Raw genomic sequence first — 16,200 nt, forward strand, 5'->3', positions numbered from 1 at the left:
GATGAAAGTACTCGCCGCGGTCAAACGCGTCATCGACTACAACGTCAAGATCCGGGTCAAGCCGGACAACAGTGACGTCGACCTCACCAACGTCAAGATGGCCCTGAACCCCTTCTGCGAGATCGCCGTGGAGGAAGCGGTGCGCCTCAAGGAGAAGGGCGTGGCCAGTGAGATCGTCGCCGTCACCGTCGGGCCCAAGGCCGCCCAGGAGCAGCTGCGCACCGCGCTGGCGCTGGGGGCCGACCGCGCCATCCACGTCCAGACCGACGAGCGCGTCGAGTCGCTGGGTGCCGCCAAGGCGCTGGCCAAGGTGGTCGAGGAGGAGCAGCCGGAGCTTACGATCCTCGGCAAGCAGGCCATCGACACCGACAACAACCAGACCGGCCAGATGCTCGCCGCCCTGACCGGTCGGCCCCAGGGCACCTTCGCCTCCGAGGTCGCGGTCGAGGACGGCAAGCTCAAGGTGACCCGCGAGATCGACGGCGGCCTGCAGACCGTGGAACTGGCCCTGCCGGCCATCGTCACCACCGACCTGCGCCTGAACGAGCCGCGCTACGCCAAGCTGCCCGACATCATGAAGGCCAAGAAGAAGCCGCTGGACACCAAGACCCCGGAGGAGCTGGGCGTCGCGGTGGCCAGCAAGCTCAAGCTGGTCAAGGTCGAGCCGCCGGCCGAGCGCCAGGGCGGCGTCAAGGTGGGCTCCGTCGATGAGCTCGTGGACAAACTCAAGAACGAAGCCAAGGTGATCTCATGAGCATTCTGGTCCTTGCCGAACATCACGACGGCCAGCTGGCCGGCGCCACCGCCCATGTGGTCGCCGCGGCCCAGGCCATCGGCGGCGATATCGACGTGCTGGTGGCGGGCGAGAACGTCGGTCCCATCGCCGAGGCGGCCGCCAAGCTCGACGGGGTGAGCCGCGTGCGCGTCGCCGATGCCGCCGTCTACGCCCACCAGCTGGCCGAGCCCATGGGCGAGCTGCTGGCCGGCCTGGCTGGCGATTACTCCCACGTGCTGGCGGCGGCCTCCACCACCGGCAAGAACGTGCTGCCGCGGCTGGCCGCACTCAAGGACGTCGCCCAGATCTCCGAGATCATCGCCGTGGAGAGCGCCGACACCTTCCAGCGCCCGATCTATGCCGGCAACGCCATCGCCACCGTGCAGAGCGAGGACGCCCTCAAGATGATCACCGTGCGCGCCACCGCCTTCGACGCCGTCGGCGAGAGCGGGGCGGCCGCCGTCGAGCCGGTCGAGGCCGGCGTCGACAACCGCCTGTCGTCCTTCGTCGGCGAGGAGCTCGCCGAGAGCGACCGGCCCGAGCTGGGTGCAGCCAAGGTGGTCGTCTCCGGCGGCCGCGGCATGGGCAGCGGCGAGAACTTCCAGCTGCTCGAGGACATCGCCGACAAGCTGGGGGCGGCCATCGGCGCCTCGCGGGCCGCGGTGGACGCGGGCTTCGTGCCCAACGACATGCAGGTCGGCCAGACCGGCAAGATCGTCGCCCCGGAGCTCTATATCGCCGTGGGCATCAGCGGGGCCATCCAGCACCTGGCGGGGATGAAGGACTCCAAGGTGATCGTGGCGATCAACAAGGACGAGGAGGCGCCGATCTTCCAGGTCGCCGATTACGGCCTGGTCGCGGATCTCTTCGAGGCCGTACCCGAACTCGAACAACAACTATAGGCGAAAGCTCACGAGCTTATTGCCGGTTCCGGCATTTGCACCAGGTCGCGCCTTGTTGCCGAGTCTCTTGTCGCGACCCACTACCTGCCAATTGGAGAAACACAATGAACAAAATAGAAGTGGCTCAGCCCGGTGCCGCGGGTGCCCTGAAGGCAGTTGTCGGCAGCCTCATTGGACTCGGTATCTTCTTCGTTCCACTTCCGGTGGGGGAAGACGAGAGCAAGATACCACTGGTCATGATCATCGATTATGTCAAGGAGCTGCTCGGCGGTTCGATCGATTACCTCACACTAGGCATTATCGGCCTTCTGTGCCTGACCTGGCTGGTATCCAGAACGTCCGGCAACGCCGCCCTGCGTCGCTATCATCGCAAGGATGGGGTGATGAGTGGCCTGGCTTTCCTGCTGGCGGCCTTCTTTGCCACGCTGCTGGTGTTCGGTATCGGCCCCGACTGGCTGCTGCACGATGATGTGGGCGGTCTGGCCCTGTACCTCGGAGGCAGCGTCTTTCTCACCGTCACCATTGCCGGTTTCTTGGTGCTCTTCCTGACCGAGTTCGGCTTCCTGGAATTCATCGGCACCCTGATGGAGCCGCTGATGCGCCCGCTGTACCGCCTGCCGGGACGCTCCGCCGTGGATGCCGTTGCCTCCTTCGTGGCCGCCCCGGCGGTGGGGATCTTCATCACCAACAAGCTGTACAAGGGGGGGTACTACACCGAGCGGGAGTCGGCCAGCATCGCGACCAACTTCAGTATCTGCAGCCTGGGTTTCTTCGCCTTGCTGGCCTCGATCGGCGGGATCATGGAGTATCTCCCCCACATGATCCTCGTCTCCTTTTTGATCAACTTCACCCTGGCCGCCGTCGTGGTACGCATTCCGCCGCTGTCCCGCAAGCAGGATCGTTACTATGAGGGGCGTGAACAGACCGCGGACGATCTGCGTGATGACGCGGAAGGCCATATCCTGGCACGCGCCTGTTCGGCGGCGGCTGCCCGGGCGGCGCAGACCCGGCCGGAGGCCCTGTATCAGGGCTTCTGGGAGGCCATCACCTTTGCCCAGAAGATCGTGGCTTTCATCCTGTCCATCGCCACCCTGGCCCTGTTGCTGGCCACCTATACACCGGTGTTCGATTATCTCGGCGTCGTGGTCGAACCGCTGATCCAGCTGATGCAGCTGCCGGATGCCGAGGCGATTGCGCCTACGGTCCTGGTGTCCATCGCCGAAATCGCCCTGCCGGCCATCATCATCTCCGGTGCCGATGTCAGCCCCATGGCGATCTTCTTCGTCTGCACCCTGTCCACGGTTCAGATCATCTTCTTCACCGAGAGTGCCAACGCCATGCTGGAGTCCAGTATTCCGCTGTCCGTCAAGGATCTGGTGGTGATCTTCCTGGTCCGCACTCTGTTGGCTATCCCTCTGGTGGCGTTGGCCACGCATCTGATCTTCTGATTCAGGGCTTCATCGATGGCATGACGCGGGAGGGCGGTTCACCCTCCCGCGTCATTCACTACAGGAAGCAGAGGAAATGAGTGATGGCAACTGAGGTGATGGCATTCGATGTGGTCATCGTCGGCGCCGGGCCGTCCGGCCTGGCCGCGGCCTGCCGGCTGATGCAGCAGGCCAACTAGGTGAGGAGGCGATGCCGACGCCGGAAGTGGCAATGCCCGCCGGTCGAGGATAGCGCCGCCGACCCGGAGGGGGCCGGCGGAAAACCTTCAGAGCATCATGGCGGCCAGCCAGCCGAAGGCGATCAGCGGGATGTTGTAGTGCGGGAAGGTGGGCACCACGCTGTCCCAGATGTGATCGTGCTGGCCGTCGGCATTGAGGCCGGCGGTCGGCCCCAGGGTGGAGTCCGAGGCCGGCGAGCCGGCATCGCCCAGGGCCGCGGCGGTGCCCACCAGGGCGATGGTGGCCATGGGCGAGAAGCCGAAGTTGATCGCCAGCGGCACGTAGAGCGAGGCGATGATCGGGATGGTCGAGAAGGACGAGCCGATGCCCATGGTGATGAACAGCCCCACCAGCAGCATGATCAGGGCGGCCAGCCCCTGGTTGTCGCCGATCACGGCGGTGGAGCTCTCCACCAGGGTCTCGACCTGGCCGCTTTCCTGCATGACGCTGGCGAAGCCGGCCGCCGAGATCATGATGAAGCCGACCAGGGCCATCATGCGCATGCCTTCGGTGAAGATGCCGTCCTGCTCGTGCCAGTGGAAGACGCCGCTCACCGACAGCAGGGCGAAGCCGAACAGGCCCCCGAGCACCATCGAGCCGCTCATCAGCTGCACCACCACGGTGCCCACCAGGGCGAAGGTCAGCACGGCCATCTGCCAGGGCTTGAGATGCCGTGCGGCCTGGGCCGGGGTCTCGTCGCCGTGGGAGAGGTCCAGGTCCCGGTACTCGCGCTTGCCGCGGTAGCTCAACAGCACGGCCACCACCAGGCCCAGCGCCATGCCGGCGATGGGGATCACCATGGCCATCGGCACCATCTGCGCGGTGACGTCCAGGCCGTTGTCGTTGAGGTTGGCGAGCAGGATGTCGTGGAGGAAGATCGAACCGAAGCCCACCGGCAGCAGCATGTAGGGGGCGGTGATGCCGAAGGTGATCACGCAGGCCACCGCCCGCCGGTCCAGCTTCAGGTGGTTCATCAGCTTGAGCAGCGGCGGCACCAGCACCGGGATGAAGGCGATATGCACCGGAATCAGGTTCTGGGAGCTCACCGCGGCGGCCAGCAGCACCGCTAACAGGGTGAAGACGATGGAGCGGCGGTGGGGGATGCCCGCGTCGAGGTGCAGCCCGGCGATGGCCTTCTGGGAGAGCAGCTGGGTGACGCCGGAGCGCGACAGCGCCACGGCGAAGGCGCCGAGCACGGCGTAGGAGATGGCCACGGTGGCGCCGTTGCCGAGGCCGTTGTTGAAGGCGTCCATGATCTCGCCGACCGGCATGCCGGCGTAGAGGCCGCCGACCAGGCTGGCGGCGATCAGGGCGAAGACCACGGAGACGCGGGCGAGACTCAGGGTGACCATGATCAGGATGGCCAGGACGACGGCGTTCATGAGCGGTCCTTCGGTCGAATGGGCGGAATGCGAAAGCCGCACATTGTAACCATGCTGGGCGTGGGCGCCAGCGAACCGCTCGGGACGTTGCCCGCCTGAGCAGGCCGACCCGCCCGGCGGGCCGGCCGCTCGTGGGGCCGGATCAGAGCGTCATGGCGGCGAGCCAGCCGAAGGCGATCAGCGGGATGTTGTAGTGCAGGAAGGTCGGCACCACGCTGTCCCAGATGTGATCGTGCTGGCCGTCGGCGTTGAGGCCGGCGGTCGGCCCCAGGGTGGAGTCCGAGGCCGGTGATCCGGCGTCGCCCAGGGCCGCGGCGGTGCCCACCAGGGCCACGGTGGCCATGGGCGAGAAGCCGAAGTTGATCGCCAGGGGCACGTAGAGCGAGGCGATGATCGGGATGGTCGAGAAGGACGAGCCGATGCCCATAGTGATGAACAGCCCCACCAGCAGCATGATCAGCGCGGCCAGGCCCTTGTTGTCGCCGATCAGCTCGGTGGAGCTCGTCACCAGCGCCTCGACCTGGCCGCTTTCCTGCATGACGCTGGCGAAGCCCGCCGCCGAGATCATGATGAAGCCGACCAGGGCCATCATGCGCATGCCTTCGGTGAAGATGCCGTCCTGCTCGTGCCAGTGGAAGACACGGCTCACCGACAGCAGGGCGAAGCCGAAGATGCCGCCGAGCACCATAGAGCCGGTGACGAGTTGGGTGGCCACGGTGCCGCCCAGGGCGATCGCCAGGACGCCGAGCTGCCAGGGCTTGAGGTGCTGGGCGGCCTGGGCCGGGGTCTCGTCGCCATGGGCCAGGTCCAGGTCCCGATACTCGCGCTTGCCGCGGTAGCTGAACAGGGTGGCGACCAGCAGCCCCAGCGCCATGCCGCCGATGGGCACGATCATGGCGGTGGGCACCATGCCGGGGGTGACGTCGAGCCCCAGGGCGGCGCCGGCCTCGTTGAGGTTGGCGAGCAGGATGTCATGCAGGAAGATCGAGCCGAAGCCCACCGGCAGCAGCATGTAGGGGGCGGTGATGCCGAAGGTGATCACGCAGGCCACCGCCCGCCGGTCCAGCTTCAGGTGGTTCATCAGCTTGAGCAGCGGCGGTACCAGCACCGGGATGAAGGCGATATGCACCGGGATCAGGTTCTGGGAGCTCACCGAGGCGGCCAGCAGGATCCCGAGCAGGGCGAAGACGATCATCTTGCGATGGGGAGTCCCCTCATCGAGGTGCAGCTTGTCGATGGCCTTCTGGGACAGCATCTGGGTGATGCCGGAGCGTGACAGCGCCACGGCGAAGGCGCCGAGCACGGCATAGGAGATGGCCACGGTAGCGCCGTTGCCGAGGCCGTCGTTGAAGGCCTCGATGATCTCGCCGACCGGCATGCCGGCATAGAGGCCCCCCACCAGGGAGGCGGCGATCAGGGCGAAGACCACGGAAACGCGGGCGAGACTGAGCACGACCATCACCAGGATGGCCAGGACGACTGCATTCATTTTGTGTGGGCCTTGAGAATCGATGGTTGTTGTTGGGGGCTTAGCGGGCCGTTCATCCCAACGGGTCGCAGATACCAGGACCGCTCGGAGCTGATCCGTCGGCAGGCCTTCGAGGAGGCGCTCTGAACCCCTCCCTGGGCGCTACCGACGCCCTGCGGCGCTCTCGCTTCCTGCTCCGCTTGCAGGGCCGGTGCTGGCCATCCCTGGCCAGCCCGTTCGGAGCCGTGCTCCTCACCCCTGGCGTAGGACCTCCTCTACGGCCTGCCCCCGGCGCCCCTCGCTATAGGCACAACGATAACCCTGCCGTCCACCGCGCTGGCAGGTGGCGGTAGACGGGGGCGTCGCCTCAGTGGCTGGGCAGCAGGTCGGCGGGCACCAGGCGACTGAGGGTGCGCTCGGCCAGCAGCTCGCTGGCCGCCTCGATGTCCGGCGCGAAGAAGCGATCCTGGTCGTAATGGGCGACACGCGCGCGCAGCGCCTGACGCGCCTCCTCCAGGGCCGGCGTGGTGGTCAGGCCGTGGCGCATGTCGATGCCCTGGCTGGCGGCCAGCCATTCGATGGCCAGGATGCCGCGCACGTTGTCGGCCATCTCCCACAGGCGCTTGCCGGCAGCCGGCGCCATGGAGACGTGGTCCTCCTGGTTGGCCGAGGTCGGCAGGCTGTCGACGCTGTGTGGGTGGGCCAGCGCCTTGTTCTCGCTGGCCAGGGCCGCGGCGGTGACCTGGGCGATCATGAAGCCGGAGTTGACCCCGCCTTTCTCGACCAGGAAGGGCGGCAGCTGGGACATGTGCTTGTCCATCATCAGCGAGATGCGCCGCTCGGTGAGCGAGCCGATCTCGGCGATGGCCAGCGCCAGGTCGTCGGAGGCCATGGCCACCGGCTCGGCATGGAAGTTGCCGCCGGAGATGATGTCGTCCTGCTCGGCGAACACCAGGGGATTGTCCGAGACCGCATTGATCTCGACGGCCAGCACCTCGGCCACCTGGCGGATCTGCGTCAGGGCGGCGCCCATCACCTGGGGCTGGCAGCGCAGGGAGTAGGGGTCCTGGACCTTGTCGCAGTCGGCATGCGAGTCGCTGATCTCGCTCCGGCTGCCGAGCAGGTGGCGATAGGTGGCGGCGGCGTCGATCTGGCCGCGCTGGCCGCGCACCTCATGGATGCGGGCATCGAAGGGGGCTCGCGACCCCAGCGTCGCCTCCACGGTCAGGGCGCCGCAGACGCTGGCGGCGGCGAACAGGTCCTCGGCCTCGAACAGGCCCTTGAGGGCGTAGGCGGTGGACACCTGGGTGCCGTTGAGCAGGGCCAGCCCTTCCTTTGGGGCCAGGGTCAGCGGTTCGAGGCCGGCGATGGCCAGGGCCTCGGTGGCCGGCAGCCATTCGCCCCGGTGGCGGGCCTTGCCCTCCCCGAGCAGCAGCACGCTCATGTGGGCCAGCGGGGCCAGGTCGCCGGAGGCGCCCACCGAGCCCTTCAGCGGGATCTGCGGATAGACCTCGGCATTGACCAGGGCGACCAGCGCATCCAGCACCTGGCGACGGATGCCGGAGAAACCGCGCGCCAGGCTGTTGACCTTGAGCACCATGATCAGGCGCACCAGGTCATCACTCATGGGCGCCCCGACACCGGTGGAATGGGACAGCACCAGGGAGCGCTGCAGATCTTCGAGCCGGTCGTCCTCGATGCGGGTCTGGGCCAGCAGGCCGAAGCCGGTATTGATGCCGTAGACGGTTCGACCTTCCGCGACCACGCGATTGACGCAGTCGACGCCCCGCTGGATGTCGGCATCGGCGCTCTCGGGCAGGCTGACCGTCACGGGGGCCTCGAAGACTCGACGCGCCTGGGCCAGGGTCATGTGACCGGGGGGGATCTCGATATGCGACATGGGTGATTCACTCATGGGTGTCATTGGGTTGACCCTCGACAGGGCCAGGTCGTTCTCGGTGCCCGCCGCCGGCGCTACATCGCCGGCGGCGGGCGATTGGGGGGAGGCGCGGGTGACCCGCTCAGCGCTGGGTGGCCTCGATCATCGGCAGGTCGAGGCCGTTCTCGACGGCGCAGCGCCTGGCGATGTCATAGCCGGCATCGGCGTGACGCATGACGCCGGTACCCGGGTCATTGCGCAGCACCCGGCCGAGGCGGGCATGGGCGTCCTCGCTGCCGTCGGCGACGATCACCACCCCGGCGTGCTGGGAGTAGCCCATGCCCACGCCGCCGCCGTGGTGCAGCGACACCCAGGTGGCGCCGCCGGCGGTGTTGAGCAGGGCGTTGAGCAGCGGCCAGTCGGACACGGCGTCGGAGCCGTCCTGCATCGCCTCGGTCTCGCGGTTGGGGCTGGCCACCGAGCCGGAGTCCAGGTGGTCACGGCCGATCACCACCGGCGCCTTGAGCTCGCCGTTGGCGACCATCTCGTTGAAGGCCTGGCCCAGGCGCGCGCGATCCTTGAGGCCGACCCAGCAGATCCGCGCCGGCAGCCCCTGGAAACTGATGCGCTCGCGGGCCATGTCGAGCCAGTTGTGCAGGTGCGGGTCGTCCGGGATCAGCTCCTTGACCTTCTGGTCGGTCTTGTAGATGTCCTCGGGGTCGCCGGACAGCGCCGCCCAGCGGAAGGGGCCGATGCCCTGGCAGAACAGCGGGCGGATGTAGGCCGGCACGAAGCCGGGGAAGTCGAAGGCGTTCGCGACCCCTTCCTCCTGGGCCATCTGGCGGATGTTGTTGCCGTAGTCGAAGGTCGGGATGCCTTGGGCCTGGAAGTCGAGCATGGCCTGGACGTGCACCGCCATGGACCGCTTGGCGGCCTTGACCACCGCCTCGGGCTCGCTCTTGCCGCGGGCCACGTACTCCTCCCAGGTCCAGCCGGAGGGCAGGTAGCCGTGCAGCGGATCGTGGGCGCTGGTCTGGTCGGTGACCATATCCGGCTTCACCCCACGGCGCACGAGTTCCGGGAGCACGTCGGCGGCGTTGGCGCACAGGCCGATGGAGATGGCCTTGCCCTCGGCGGTGTAGCGCTCGAGGCGGGCCAGGGCGTCGTCCAGGTCCTCGGCCTGCTCGTCCAGGTAACGGGTGCGCAGGCGGAAGTCGAGGCTCGACTGCTGGCACTCGATGTTCAGCGAGCAGGCGCCGGCCAGGGTGGCGGCCAGCGGCTGGGCGCCGCCCATGCCGCCGAGGCCGGCGGTGAGGATCCAGCGGCCCTCGAGGTCGCCGTCGTAGTGCTGGCGGCCGGCCTCGACGAAGGTCTCGTAGGTGCCCTGGACGATGCCCTGGGAGCCGATGTAGATCCAGGAGCCGGCGGTCATCTGGCCGTACATCATCAGGCCTTTCCTATCCAGCTCGTTGAAGTGCTCCCAGTTGGCCCAGGCCGGCACCAGGTTGGAGTTGGCGATCAGCACCCGCGGGGCGTCCTTGTGGGTCTCGAAGACGGCCACCGGCTTGCCGGACTGGATCAGCAGCGACTGGTGGTCCTCCAGGCGCTGGAGGGTCTCGACGATCTTGTCGAAGCACTCCCAGTCGCGGGCGGCACGACCGATGCCGCCGTAGACCACCAGGTCCTCGGGGCGCTCGGCGACGTCCGGGTGAAGGTTGTTCATCAGCATGCGCAGCGGCGCCTCGGTGAGCCAGCTCTTGCAGGAGAGCTCGGGGCCGGTGGGGGCGGCGATCTGACGGCTGGGGTCGTGACGCTTGTCGGTCGGGGACATGCTTGGAATCCTCGCTGGGTGGTCGCGGTAAGGGGGGCTGACGGCTGGCGTGCCGAATCAGCCGTTCAGGGTCAGCAGATGGACGAGCCGCGCCGCCGCCTTGGCGGTACGGGCGTCCACGTCGAAATCGGGGTTGAGCTCGGCCAGGTCGGCCAGGCGCAGCTTGCCGCTGTCGCGGACCGCCTCGATCAGTGGTTCGAGCATGGCCAGCGACACGCCGCGGGCGGCCGGGGCGCTGACGCCCGGCGCCTCGGCGGCGGGCAGCACGTCCAGGTCGATGGTGAGGTAGAGGTGGTCGCAACGGGCGGCGAAGCGTTCGACGTCACGGACGATGGCATCGAGGCGCTGCGGGACGAAGTCGCGATCCTCCCGGACCAGCACGCCGAGCGCCTCGGCACGCTGGAAGAGGACGCGGGTATTGGCGGCCCGGCTGACGCCCAGGCAGGCGTAGCGGAAGGGCCAACCGCGATCCCGGCACTGCTCGGCGATCTGGGCGAAGGGCGTGCCGGAGGAGCGCACGTACGCCGGGTCGCGCAGGTCGAAGTGGGCATCGAGGTTGATGATGCCGATCCTGGGGGCGCGTTCCCGGGTCTCCAGGTGCCTGGCCAGCCCGGACCAGCTGGCGTAGGCCACCTCGTGGCCACCGCCCAGCACGATGGGCAGGTGGCCGGCATCGAGCAGCGGCGCCAGGCGTTCGGCCAGGGTGTCCTGGGCGGCCTCCAGGGCGTCGCCCTGGCAGCTCACGTTGCCGGCGTCGTAGGCGGGCCCGTCGCGATGCCAGGCCAGCGGGGCCAAGGCGCGGCGGATGGCCGAGGGGCCTGCGGCGGCGCCGGGGCGCCCCTGGTTGCGGGCCACGCCGGCGTCGCTGGCGAAGCCGATCAGCACGCTGCCCGGGGGGGTGTCGTCCTGCAGGGGACGGATGCACTGATGCCAGCGCTCGCTGTTCGGCTCCGGATCCTTGCGGCCCTGCCAGGGGGTCATGTCGACGGTGGGGAAGTCGCGCTTAGACGTCATGGCTCGGGACTCCCTGGAAGACTCGCTGACGCAGGCGGCCCGGCTGGACGGCGTAGGCCAGCTCCGCCGGCGAGTCGATGTTCCATACGCAGAGGTCGGCCGGCGCCCCTTCCTGAATCCGGCCCAGCTCCGGACGACCCAGCGCGGCGGCGCCATGGGCGGTCATCCCGGCCAAGGCCTCGGAGGGCGTGAGACGGAAGAGGGTGCAGGCCAGGTTGAGCATCAGGCTCGGCATGAACAGCGGCGAGCTGCCCGGATTGGCGTCGGTGGCCACGGCCAGGGGCACGCCGGCCTCGCGCAGGGCGGCGATCGGCGGCGCCTGGGTCTCGCGCAGGGTATGGAAGGCGCCGGGCAGGATCACCGCCACGCTGCCGGCCTCGCGCATGGCCTGGATGCCGGCCGCGTCGAGGTATTCGATATGGTCCGCGGACAGGGCGCCGTGGCGTGCCGCCATGGCGGTGCCGCCGAGGTTGGACAGCTGCTCGGCGTGGGCCTTGATGGGCAGGCCATGGGCCTCGGCGGCCTGGAAGACCCGCTCGCACTGTGCCACCGAGAAGGCGATCTTCTCGCAGAACACATCGACGGCATCGGCCAGGCCCTCGGCGGCGGCCGCCGGGATCATCTCCTCGCAGACCAGATCGATGTAGGCATCGGCGTCGTCCCGGTATTCCGGCGGCAGGGCGTGAGCGCCGAGCAGGGTGGTGACGATGCGGACCGGCAGGGTCTCGCCGAGGCGGCGGGCCACGCGCAGCATCTTGAGCTCGTCGGCCACGGTCAGACCGTAGCCCGACTTGATCTCCACGGTGGTGGCGCCGTCGGCGATCATCGCCTCCAGGCGGGGCAGGGCGGCACGCAGGAGGCTGTCCGCGTCGGCCTCGCGGGTGGCGTTGACGGTGCTCAGGATGCCACCGCCGCGGCGGGCGATCTCCTCGTAGCTGGCGCCCTCGAGCCGGGCCTCGAACTCATCGGCGCGGCCGCCGCCGAAGACGATATGGGTGTGGCAATCCACCAGGCCCGGGGTCATCACCCCGCCGCGTCCCATGTCTCGACAGTCGTCGGCCAGGTCATCGTCGAGGTCCCGCATCGGGATCAGTCGGGCGATGTGTTCGCCCTCGACGATGACCGCCATGGGCTCGGGCCGGGTGGCCAGCCCGTCGAAGACGGTGACGTCGCGCCAGAGCAGGCGGGTCGGCGTTGCCTGAGTCATGGGAAGGTCTCCGGATTGCGTTTGTATATACAAATATTAGCCGAAGTCCCGCGTCGCGTCACCCCCCCGCGGCGACATCGCCTGCCTCGGAGAGTCAGTCGCGAGAAAACGAGATTATCCCTGTAAAAACAACAAGTAAAAGTGTATCAAGGGGTGCTCTTGGCCTGTGGATCAGGTTCTCTTTCGCCCCTTTAAGACCAAAGTATGAGGGCATCGCGAGGGTGGAGGTTGGCGCCGTGGGATCTTATATTGTATATACATTACACGGCATCCCGAGGCCGCCACCACAACGACAACCCAGGAGCGCTCCATGTCTGTTCCTCCCTCCATCCCCCGGGCCGAGCGACGGCATTCGGCCGCCACCGTGCTGAAACTCTTCCTGCCCAGCTTGCTCGGCGTGCTGATCTTCTTCGTACCCTTGACCCTGGGCGGCACGACCACCATCCCGCTGGACCACATGGTCACCGGCGCCAGGACGCTGCTGGGGGAGGCCAGCGGTGTCTACGCCCTGGCGCTGATCGTGGCGGGGGCCCTCTACCCGCTCTATACGGGCATCTGGCGGCGCAGCCCGACGGACGTCATCTTCACCGTGCTCAAGTTCGCCGGCATCCTGACCGCGGTACTGGCGCTGACCGGTTGGGGGCCCGCCTTCCTGCACACCCCTGACATGTTGCCCTTCCTGTTCGAGAAGCTGGTGATCCCGGTGGGCCTGATCGTGCCGATCGGCGCCATCTTCCTGGCGCTGCTGATCAGCTTCGGCCTGCTCGAGCTGATCGGGGTACTGGTCCAGCCGATCATGCGCCCCATCTGGCGGACGCCGGGGCGCAGCGCCATCGACGCCGTGGCCTCCTTCGTGGGCAGCTATTCCATCGGGCTGCTGATCACCAATCGGGTCTATCAGGCCGGCGAATATTCGGCCCGGGAGGCGGCGATCATCGCCACCGGCTTCTCCACCGTCTCGGCGACCTTCATGATCATCGTCGCCAAGACCCTGGACCTGATGGCCGTGTGGAACGCCTATTTCTGGCTGACCCTGGTCATCACCTTCCTGGTCACCGCCATCACCGTGCGCATCCCGCCGCTGTCCCGCATGGATGACGCCAAGACCGACCCCGAGCCCGAGGCCGTGCCCGGCAAGCGGCTTGCCACCGCCTGGCATACCGGCCTGGAGGTGGCCGCCAAGGCGCCGAGCCTGCCGGCCAGCGTGGCGCTGAACTTCCGCGAGGGGCTGGTGATGGCCATCAGCATCCTGCCGTCGATCATGTCGGTGGGCCTGGCGGGACTGCTGCTGGCCAAGTACACCCCGGTGTTCGAATGGCTCGGCTGGCTGTTCTATCCGTTCGTCGCCGTCTGGGGCGTGGAGGAGGCCGCGGCCCTGGCCCAGGCCGCGGCCGCCGGCCTGGCCGAGATGTTCCTGCCGGCCCTGCTGATGGGCGATGCCGGCTTCGTCGCCCGCTTCGCCACCGGCGTGGTCTCGGTGTCCGCGGTGCTGTTCTTCTCCGCCTCGATCCCCTGCATCCTCTCCACCAGCATCCCGCTGTCGGTGGGGCGCATGGTCGTCGTCTGGTTCCTGCGGGTGGCGCTGAGCCTGCTGCTGGCCGTGCCGACCGCCTATCTGGTACAGCCGCTGGTCGGCTGAGCGACGCGACACCGGCGCCAGCAACGGGCACCACGAAAAGGCCGGAGGCGAATGCCTCCGGCCTTTTCGCGTTCCGGGGGATGGGGTCAGGCGGTGTGCAGGGAGGAACGAAGCTTGTAGCGGTCGCCGGGATGCAGCAGGCGGGCATAGCTGACCAGGTGGTCGCCGGACCAGGTGCGGCGGATCATGCGCAGGCAGGGCTGTTCCGGGCGAATCTCCAGCCGGTCGGCGGTGGCGGCATCCACCAGCACGGCCTCGACGACATGTTCCACGTCGCTGATCGGGCAGGCCGCCACCAGCACCTCGTTGGGGGTCACGGTGGTGAAGTCCGTCTCCAGGTAGTGGGGCACATGGCGCGGATTGACGTAGCGGTCCTCCAGCTGGATGGGCACGTCATCCTCGCGATGGATGATCAGGGTATGGAAGACCCGGGTGCCCAGGCGGACCCCGAGGCGCATCGATACCTCGTCGCTGGCCGCCAGGGCCTCGGCGGAGAGCACCTGGCTGGTGTGGCCATGGCCGCGGCCGGCCACCTCGGCGGCGATGTTGTGGACCTCGACCAGGGAAGACTCCGCCTTGTGGTCGGTGACGAAGGTCCCGACCCCCGGCTGGCGCGTCAGGTAGCCCTGCTGCACGAGGTCGCGGATCGCCTTGTTGGCGGTCATGCGACTGACGCCGAAGTCGCGCGCCAGCTGTTCCTCGGGGGGAATCTGGTGATGAGGGGGCCATTCGCCGCCGCGAATCTTCTCCAGCAGGTGTTGCTGGATCCTGAGGTAGAGCGGGAGAGTGCTGCCCATGGTCGGCCGTGAATCCTTCACTGTGGTATCGATGGCGTCGTGTCGCACAGTTTACCCGGGGGCGGGGGCCGGGGCACCCCATGACGGCCGCGTTGAGGCGACGGGAGCCCCTTTTGCCGGCGCGGCGTGGTGGCTTCACTTGCCGGGACGTCGAACTTCCACGATGTTGATACCAATGCGTCCCCTGACGCGCGGGTCGACGAAGTCGCCGCAATCATTCCACGGGGGAAGATCGCGACGGGAAGTGGCAGGCACGGGGAGATGTGCACCTTGTGGCGTCGTGTCGCCCGCTCCAGCAAGTGGAGGGTGAGTCATGTCACGTCTCTATTTCCTGACTCCTGACCTGGATACGACCGTCAACATCGCCCAGGAACTCGACGAACTCGGGCTGAGCCGCGAACAGGTGCATGTCACCGGGCGCGACTGGCAGCATCTCGAGGAGCGCGGGGTCAACAACGCCACGCTGCGCCAGACCTCGGATGTCGTTCATGCCGCCTATCGGGGGGTCCTCTATGGAGCCCCCCTGGGGGGGCTGCTGGGGGTGCTGGTGTATTTCGTCCTGGGGCCGGACATCGGTGTCGGGGCCACGGCCATCATCGTCGGCATGGGGATCGGCGGCGGCCTGTTCGGGGTGTGGGTCAGCACCATGGTCGGCGTATCGGTGCACGACGCCAAGGTCGACAAGTATGAGGACGAACTCGAGCAAGGCGCCTTCCTGATGATGGTCGACGTCTCGGATCAGCGAGAGGACCGGATCCGCTCGATCATCCACCGCCACCACCCCGACGTCACCATCGACAAGGTCACCGCCTGGGAGCGCAAGCATCACCTGGGGACGGGCGACTAGGCGCCTGGCGGCCCGGGGCGTCCCGCTGGCGCCGCCACCGGCTCGGGAAGGCTCGCCGTATCCGGATGAGGCGAGCCGGGACGACGTCGCGGCGTCTGCCGGGTTACCATCGCCTGCCCCGAGTGACGCGACAACCGAGGTGACCATGACCGATGCCCGCCTGCGGAGCCCCGCCGCATCGCGCAACCGCGGCCCGATCCTCGAGGTGTTGGCCGGGCTCCTGCCCGAGCGAGCCCGAGTGCTGGAACTGGCCGCCGGTAGCGGCGAGCATGCTCTCCACTTTGCCAGCGCGATGCCCGGCTGGGATTGGCTGCCCAGTGATCCGCAGCCAGGTGCACGCGCCTCCATCGCCGCCTGGAGGGAGGCGGCAGGGCCCGTCAACTTGAGGGCCCCCCTCGATCTGGATGTCAACGGCGACTGGCCCGACGGCGGGTTCGAGGCGATCGTCGCCATCAATCTTCTGCATATCTCTCCCTGGGACGTGACCGCAATGCTGATGGCCCGGGCCGGGCGGTACCTGGTGCCGGGGGGCGTGCTCTTCCTCTATGGCCCCTATCGGCGGAGGGGACGGCACACCTCGGAGAGCAATGCGGCCTTTGACGCGAACCTCCGGGCCCGTGATCCGCGCTGGGGGGTGCGGGATCTCGAGGCCGTGGTCGCCGAGGCCCGCCCTCATGGCCTGGTTCTGGAGCGTATCGTGGAGATGCCGGCCAACAACCTCGGCCTGGTCTGGCGCCGCCCCTGACACCGCGCCCTGGTTGGCGATCTCCCTGGCGAGTCACTAGAGTGATC

The 16,200-nt window shown here is 68.0% G+C and carries 13 protein-coding genes; 6 read left to right on the plus strand and 7 right to left on the minus strand.

Features of this window, described 5'->3' with window-relative positions; all coding sequences use genetic code 11:
* The first annotated feature begins 1 nt into the window (after position 1).
* From OCT48_RS08800 to OCT48_RS08810, 3 genes are all read left to right on the plus strand, one after another.
* Positions 2–754, plus strand: coding sequence for an electron transfer flavoprotein subunit beta/FixA family protein (locus OCT48_RS08800; protein ID WP_263592319.1), 753 nt, complete (start codon positions 2–4; stop codon positions 752–754).
* Complete coding sequence (locus OCT48_RS08805; protein ID WP_263592320.1) at positions 751–1,677, plus strand: electron transfer flavoprotein subunit alpha/FixB family protein; 927 nt, start codon at positions 751–753, stop codon at positions 1,675–1,677. Before OCT48_RS08800 ends, OCT48_RS08805 begins: the two co-directional genes overlap by 4 nt.
* 104 nt (positions 1,678–1,781) lie before the next feature.
* A complete protein-coding gene (locus OCT48_RS08810) occupies positions 1,782–3,125 on the plus strand; it encodes a YjiH family protein (protein WP_263592321.1) in 1,344 nt (447 codons plus the stop codon).
* A 266-nt stretch (positions 3,126–3,391) separates the two neighbouring features.
* On the opposite strand, the gene OCT48_RS08815 is transcribed toward OCT48_RS08810, so the two are convergent.
* The 6 genes from OCT48_RS08815 to hutI all read right to left on the minus strand — a co-directional run bounded on the left by OCT48_RS08815 (position 3,392) and on the right by hutI (position 12,125).
* Entirely contained in the window at positions 3,392–4,726 is a 1,335-nt protein-coding gene (locus tag OCT48_RS08815) for a Na+/H+ antiporter family protein (RefSeq protein WP_263592322.1), read from the minus strand.
* A 142-nt stretch (positions 4,727–4,868) separates the two neighbouring features.
* On the minus strand, positions 4,869–6,215 hold the full coding sequence (locus OCT48_RS08820; RefSeq protein ID WP_263592323.1) for a Na+/H+ antiporter family protein: 1,347 nt from the start codon (positions 6,213–6,215) through the stop codon (positions 4,869–4,871).
* A gap of 346 nt (positions 6,216–6,561) precedes the next feature.
* Positions 6,562–8,094 carry a histidine ammonia-lyase gene (gene hutH / locus OCT48_RS08825; protein WP_263592598.1) on the minus strand — a complete coding sequence of 511 codons (1,533 nt, stop codon included), beginning with the start codon at positions 8,092–8,094 and terminating at the stop codon, positions 6,562–6,564.
* A 121-nt stretch (positions 8,095–8,215) separates the two neighbouring features.
* Positions 8,216–9,904 (minus strand): urocanate hydratase, encoded by a 1,689-nt coding sequence (gene hutU / locus OCT48_RS08830; RefSeq protein ID WP_263592324.1) that lies wholly within the window; start codon positions 9,902–9,904, stop codon positions 8,216–8,218.
* A gap of 57 nt (positions 9,905–9,961) precedes the next feature.
* Positions 9,962–10,918 (minus strand): formimidoylglutamase, encoded by a 957-nt coding sequence (gene hutG / locus OCT48_RS08835; RefSeq protein WP_263592325.1) that lies wholly within the window; start codon positions 10,916–10,918, stop codon positions 9,962–9,964.
* Positions 10,908–12,125 carry an imidazolonepropionase gene (gene hutI, locus OCT48_RS08840; RefSeq protein WP_263592326.1) on the minus strand — a complete coding sequence of 406 codons (1,218 nt, stop codon included), beginning with the start codon at positions 12,123–12,125 and terminating at the stop codon, positions 10,908–10,910. Before hutI ends, hutG begins: the two co-directional genes overlap by 11 nt.
* A gap of 310 nt (positions 12,126–12,435) precedes the next feature.
* Between hutI and OCT48_RS08845 the strand changes: the two genes are divergently transcribed.
* Complete coding sequence (locus tag OCT48_RS08845; protein WP_263592327.1) at positions 12,436–13,764, plus strand: YjiH family protein; 1,329 nt, start codon at positions 12,436–12,438, stop codon at positions 13,762–13,764.
* Between the two features lie 86 nt (positions 13,765–13,850).
* Here the strand turns inward: OCT48_RS08845 and hutC are convergent, their stop codons facing one another.
* Positions 13,851–14,561: a histidine utilization repressor gene (hutC, locus tag OCT48_RS08850; protein WP_263592328.1), complete on the minus strand. Its 711-nt coding sequence runs from the start codon at positions 14,559–14,561 to the stop codon at positions 13,851–13,853.
* A 313-nt stretch (positions 14,562–14,874) separates the two neighbouring features.
* On the opposite strand from hutC, the gene OCT48_RS08855 reads away from it, so the two are divergent.
* Entirely contained in the window at positions 14,875–15,408 is a 534-nt protein-coding gene (locus OCT48_RS08855; RefSeq protein WP_263592329.1) for a DUF1269 domain-containing protein, read from the plus strand.
* A gap of 145 nt (positions 15,409–15,553) precedes the next feature.
* Complete coding sequence (locus OCT48_RS08860; RefSeq protein ID WP_263592330.1) at positions 15,554–16,153, plus strand: class I SAM-dependent methyltransferase; 600 nt, start codon at positions 15,554–15,556, stop codon at positions 16,151–16,153.
* Positions 16,154–16,200: the final 47 nt, after the last annotated feature.

Origin of the sequence: Halomonas sp. M4R1S46 (assembly GCF_025725685.1) — a bacterium.
GTDB lineage: Bacteria > Pseudomonadota > Gammaproteobacteria > Pseudomonadales > Halomonadaceae > Halomonas.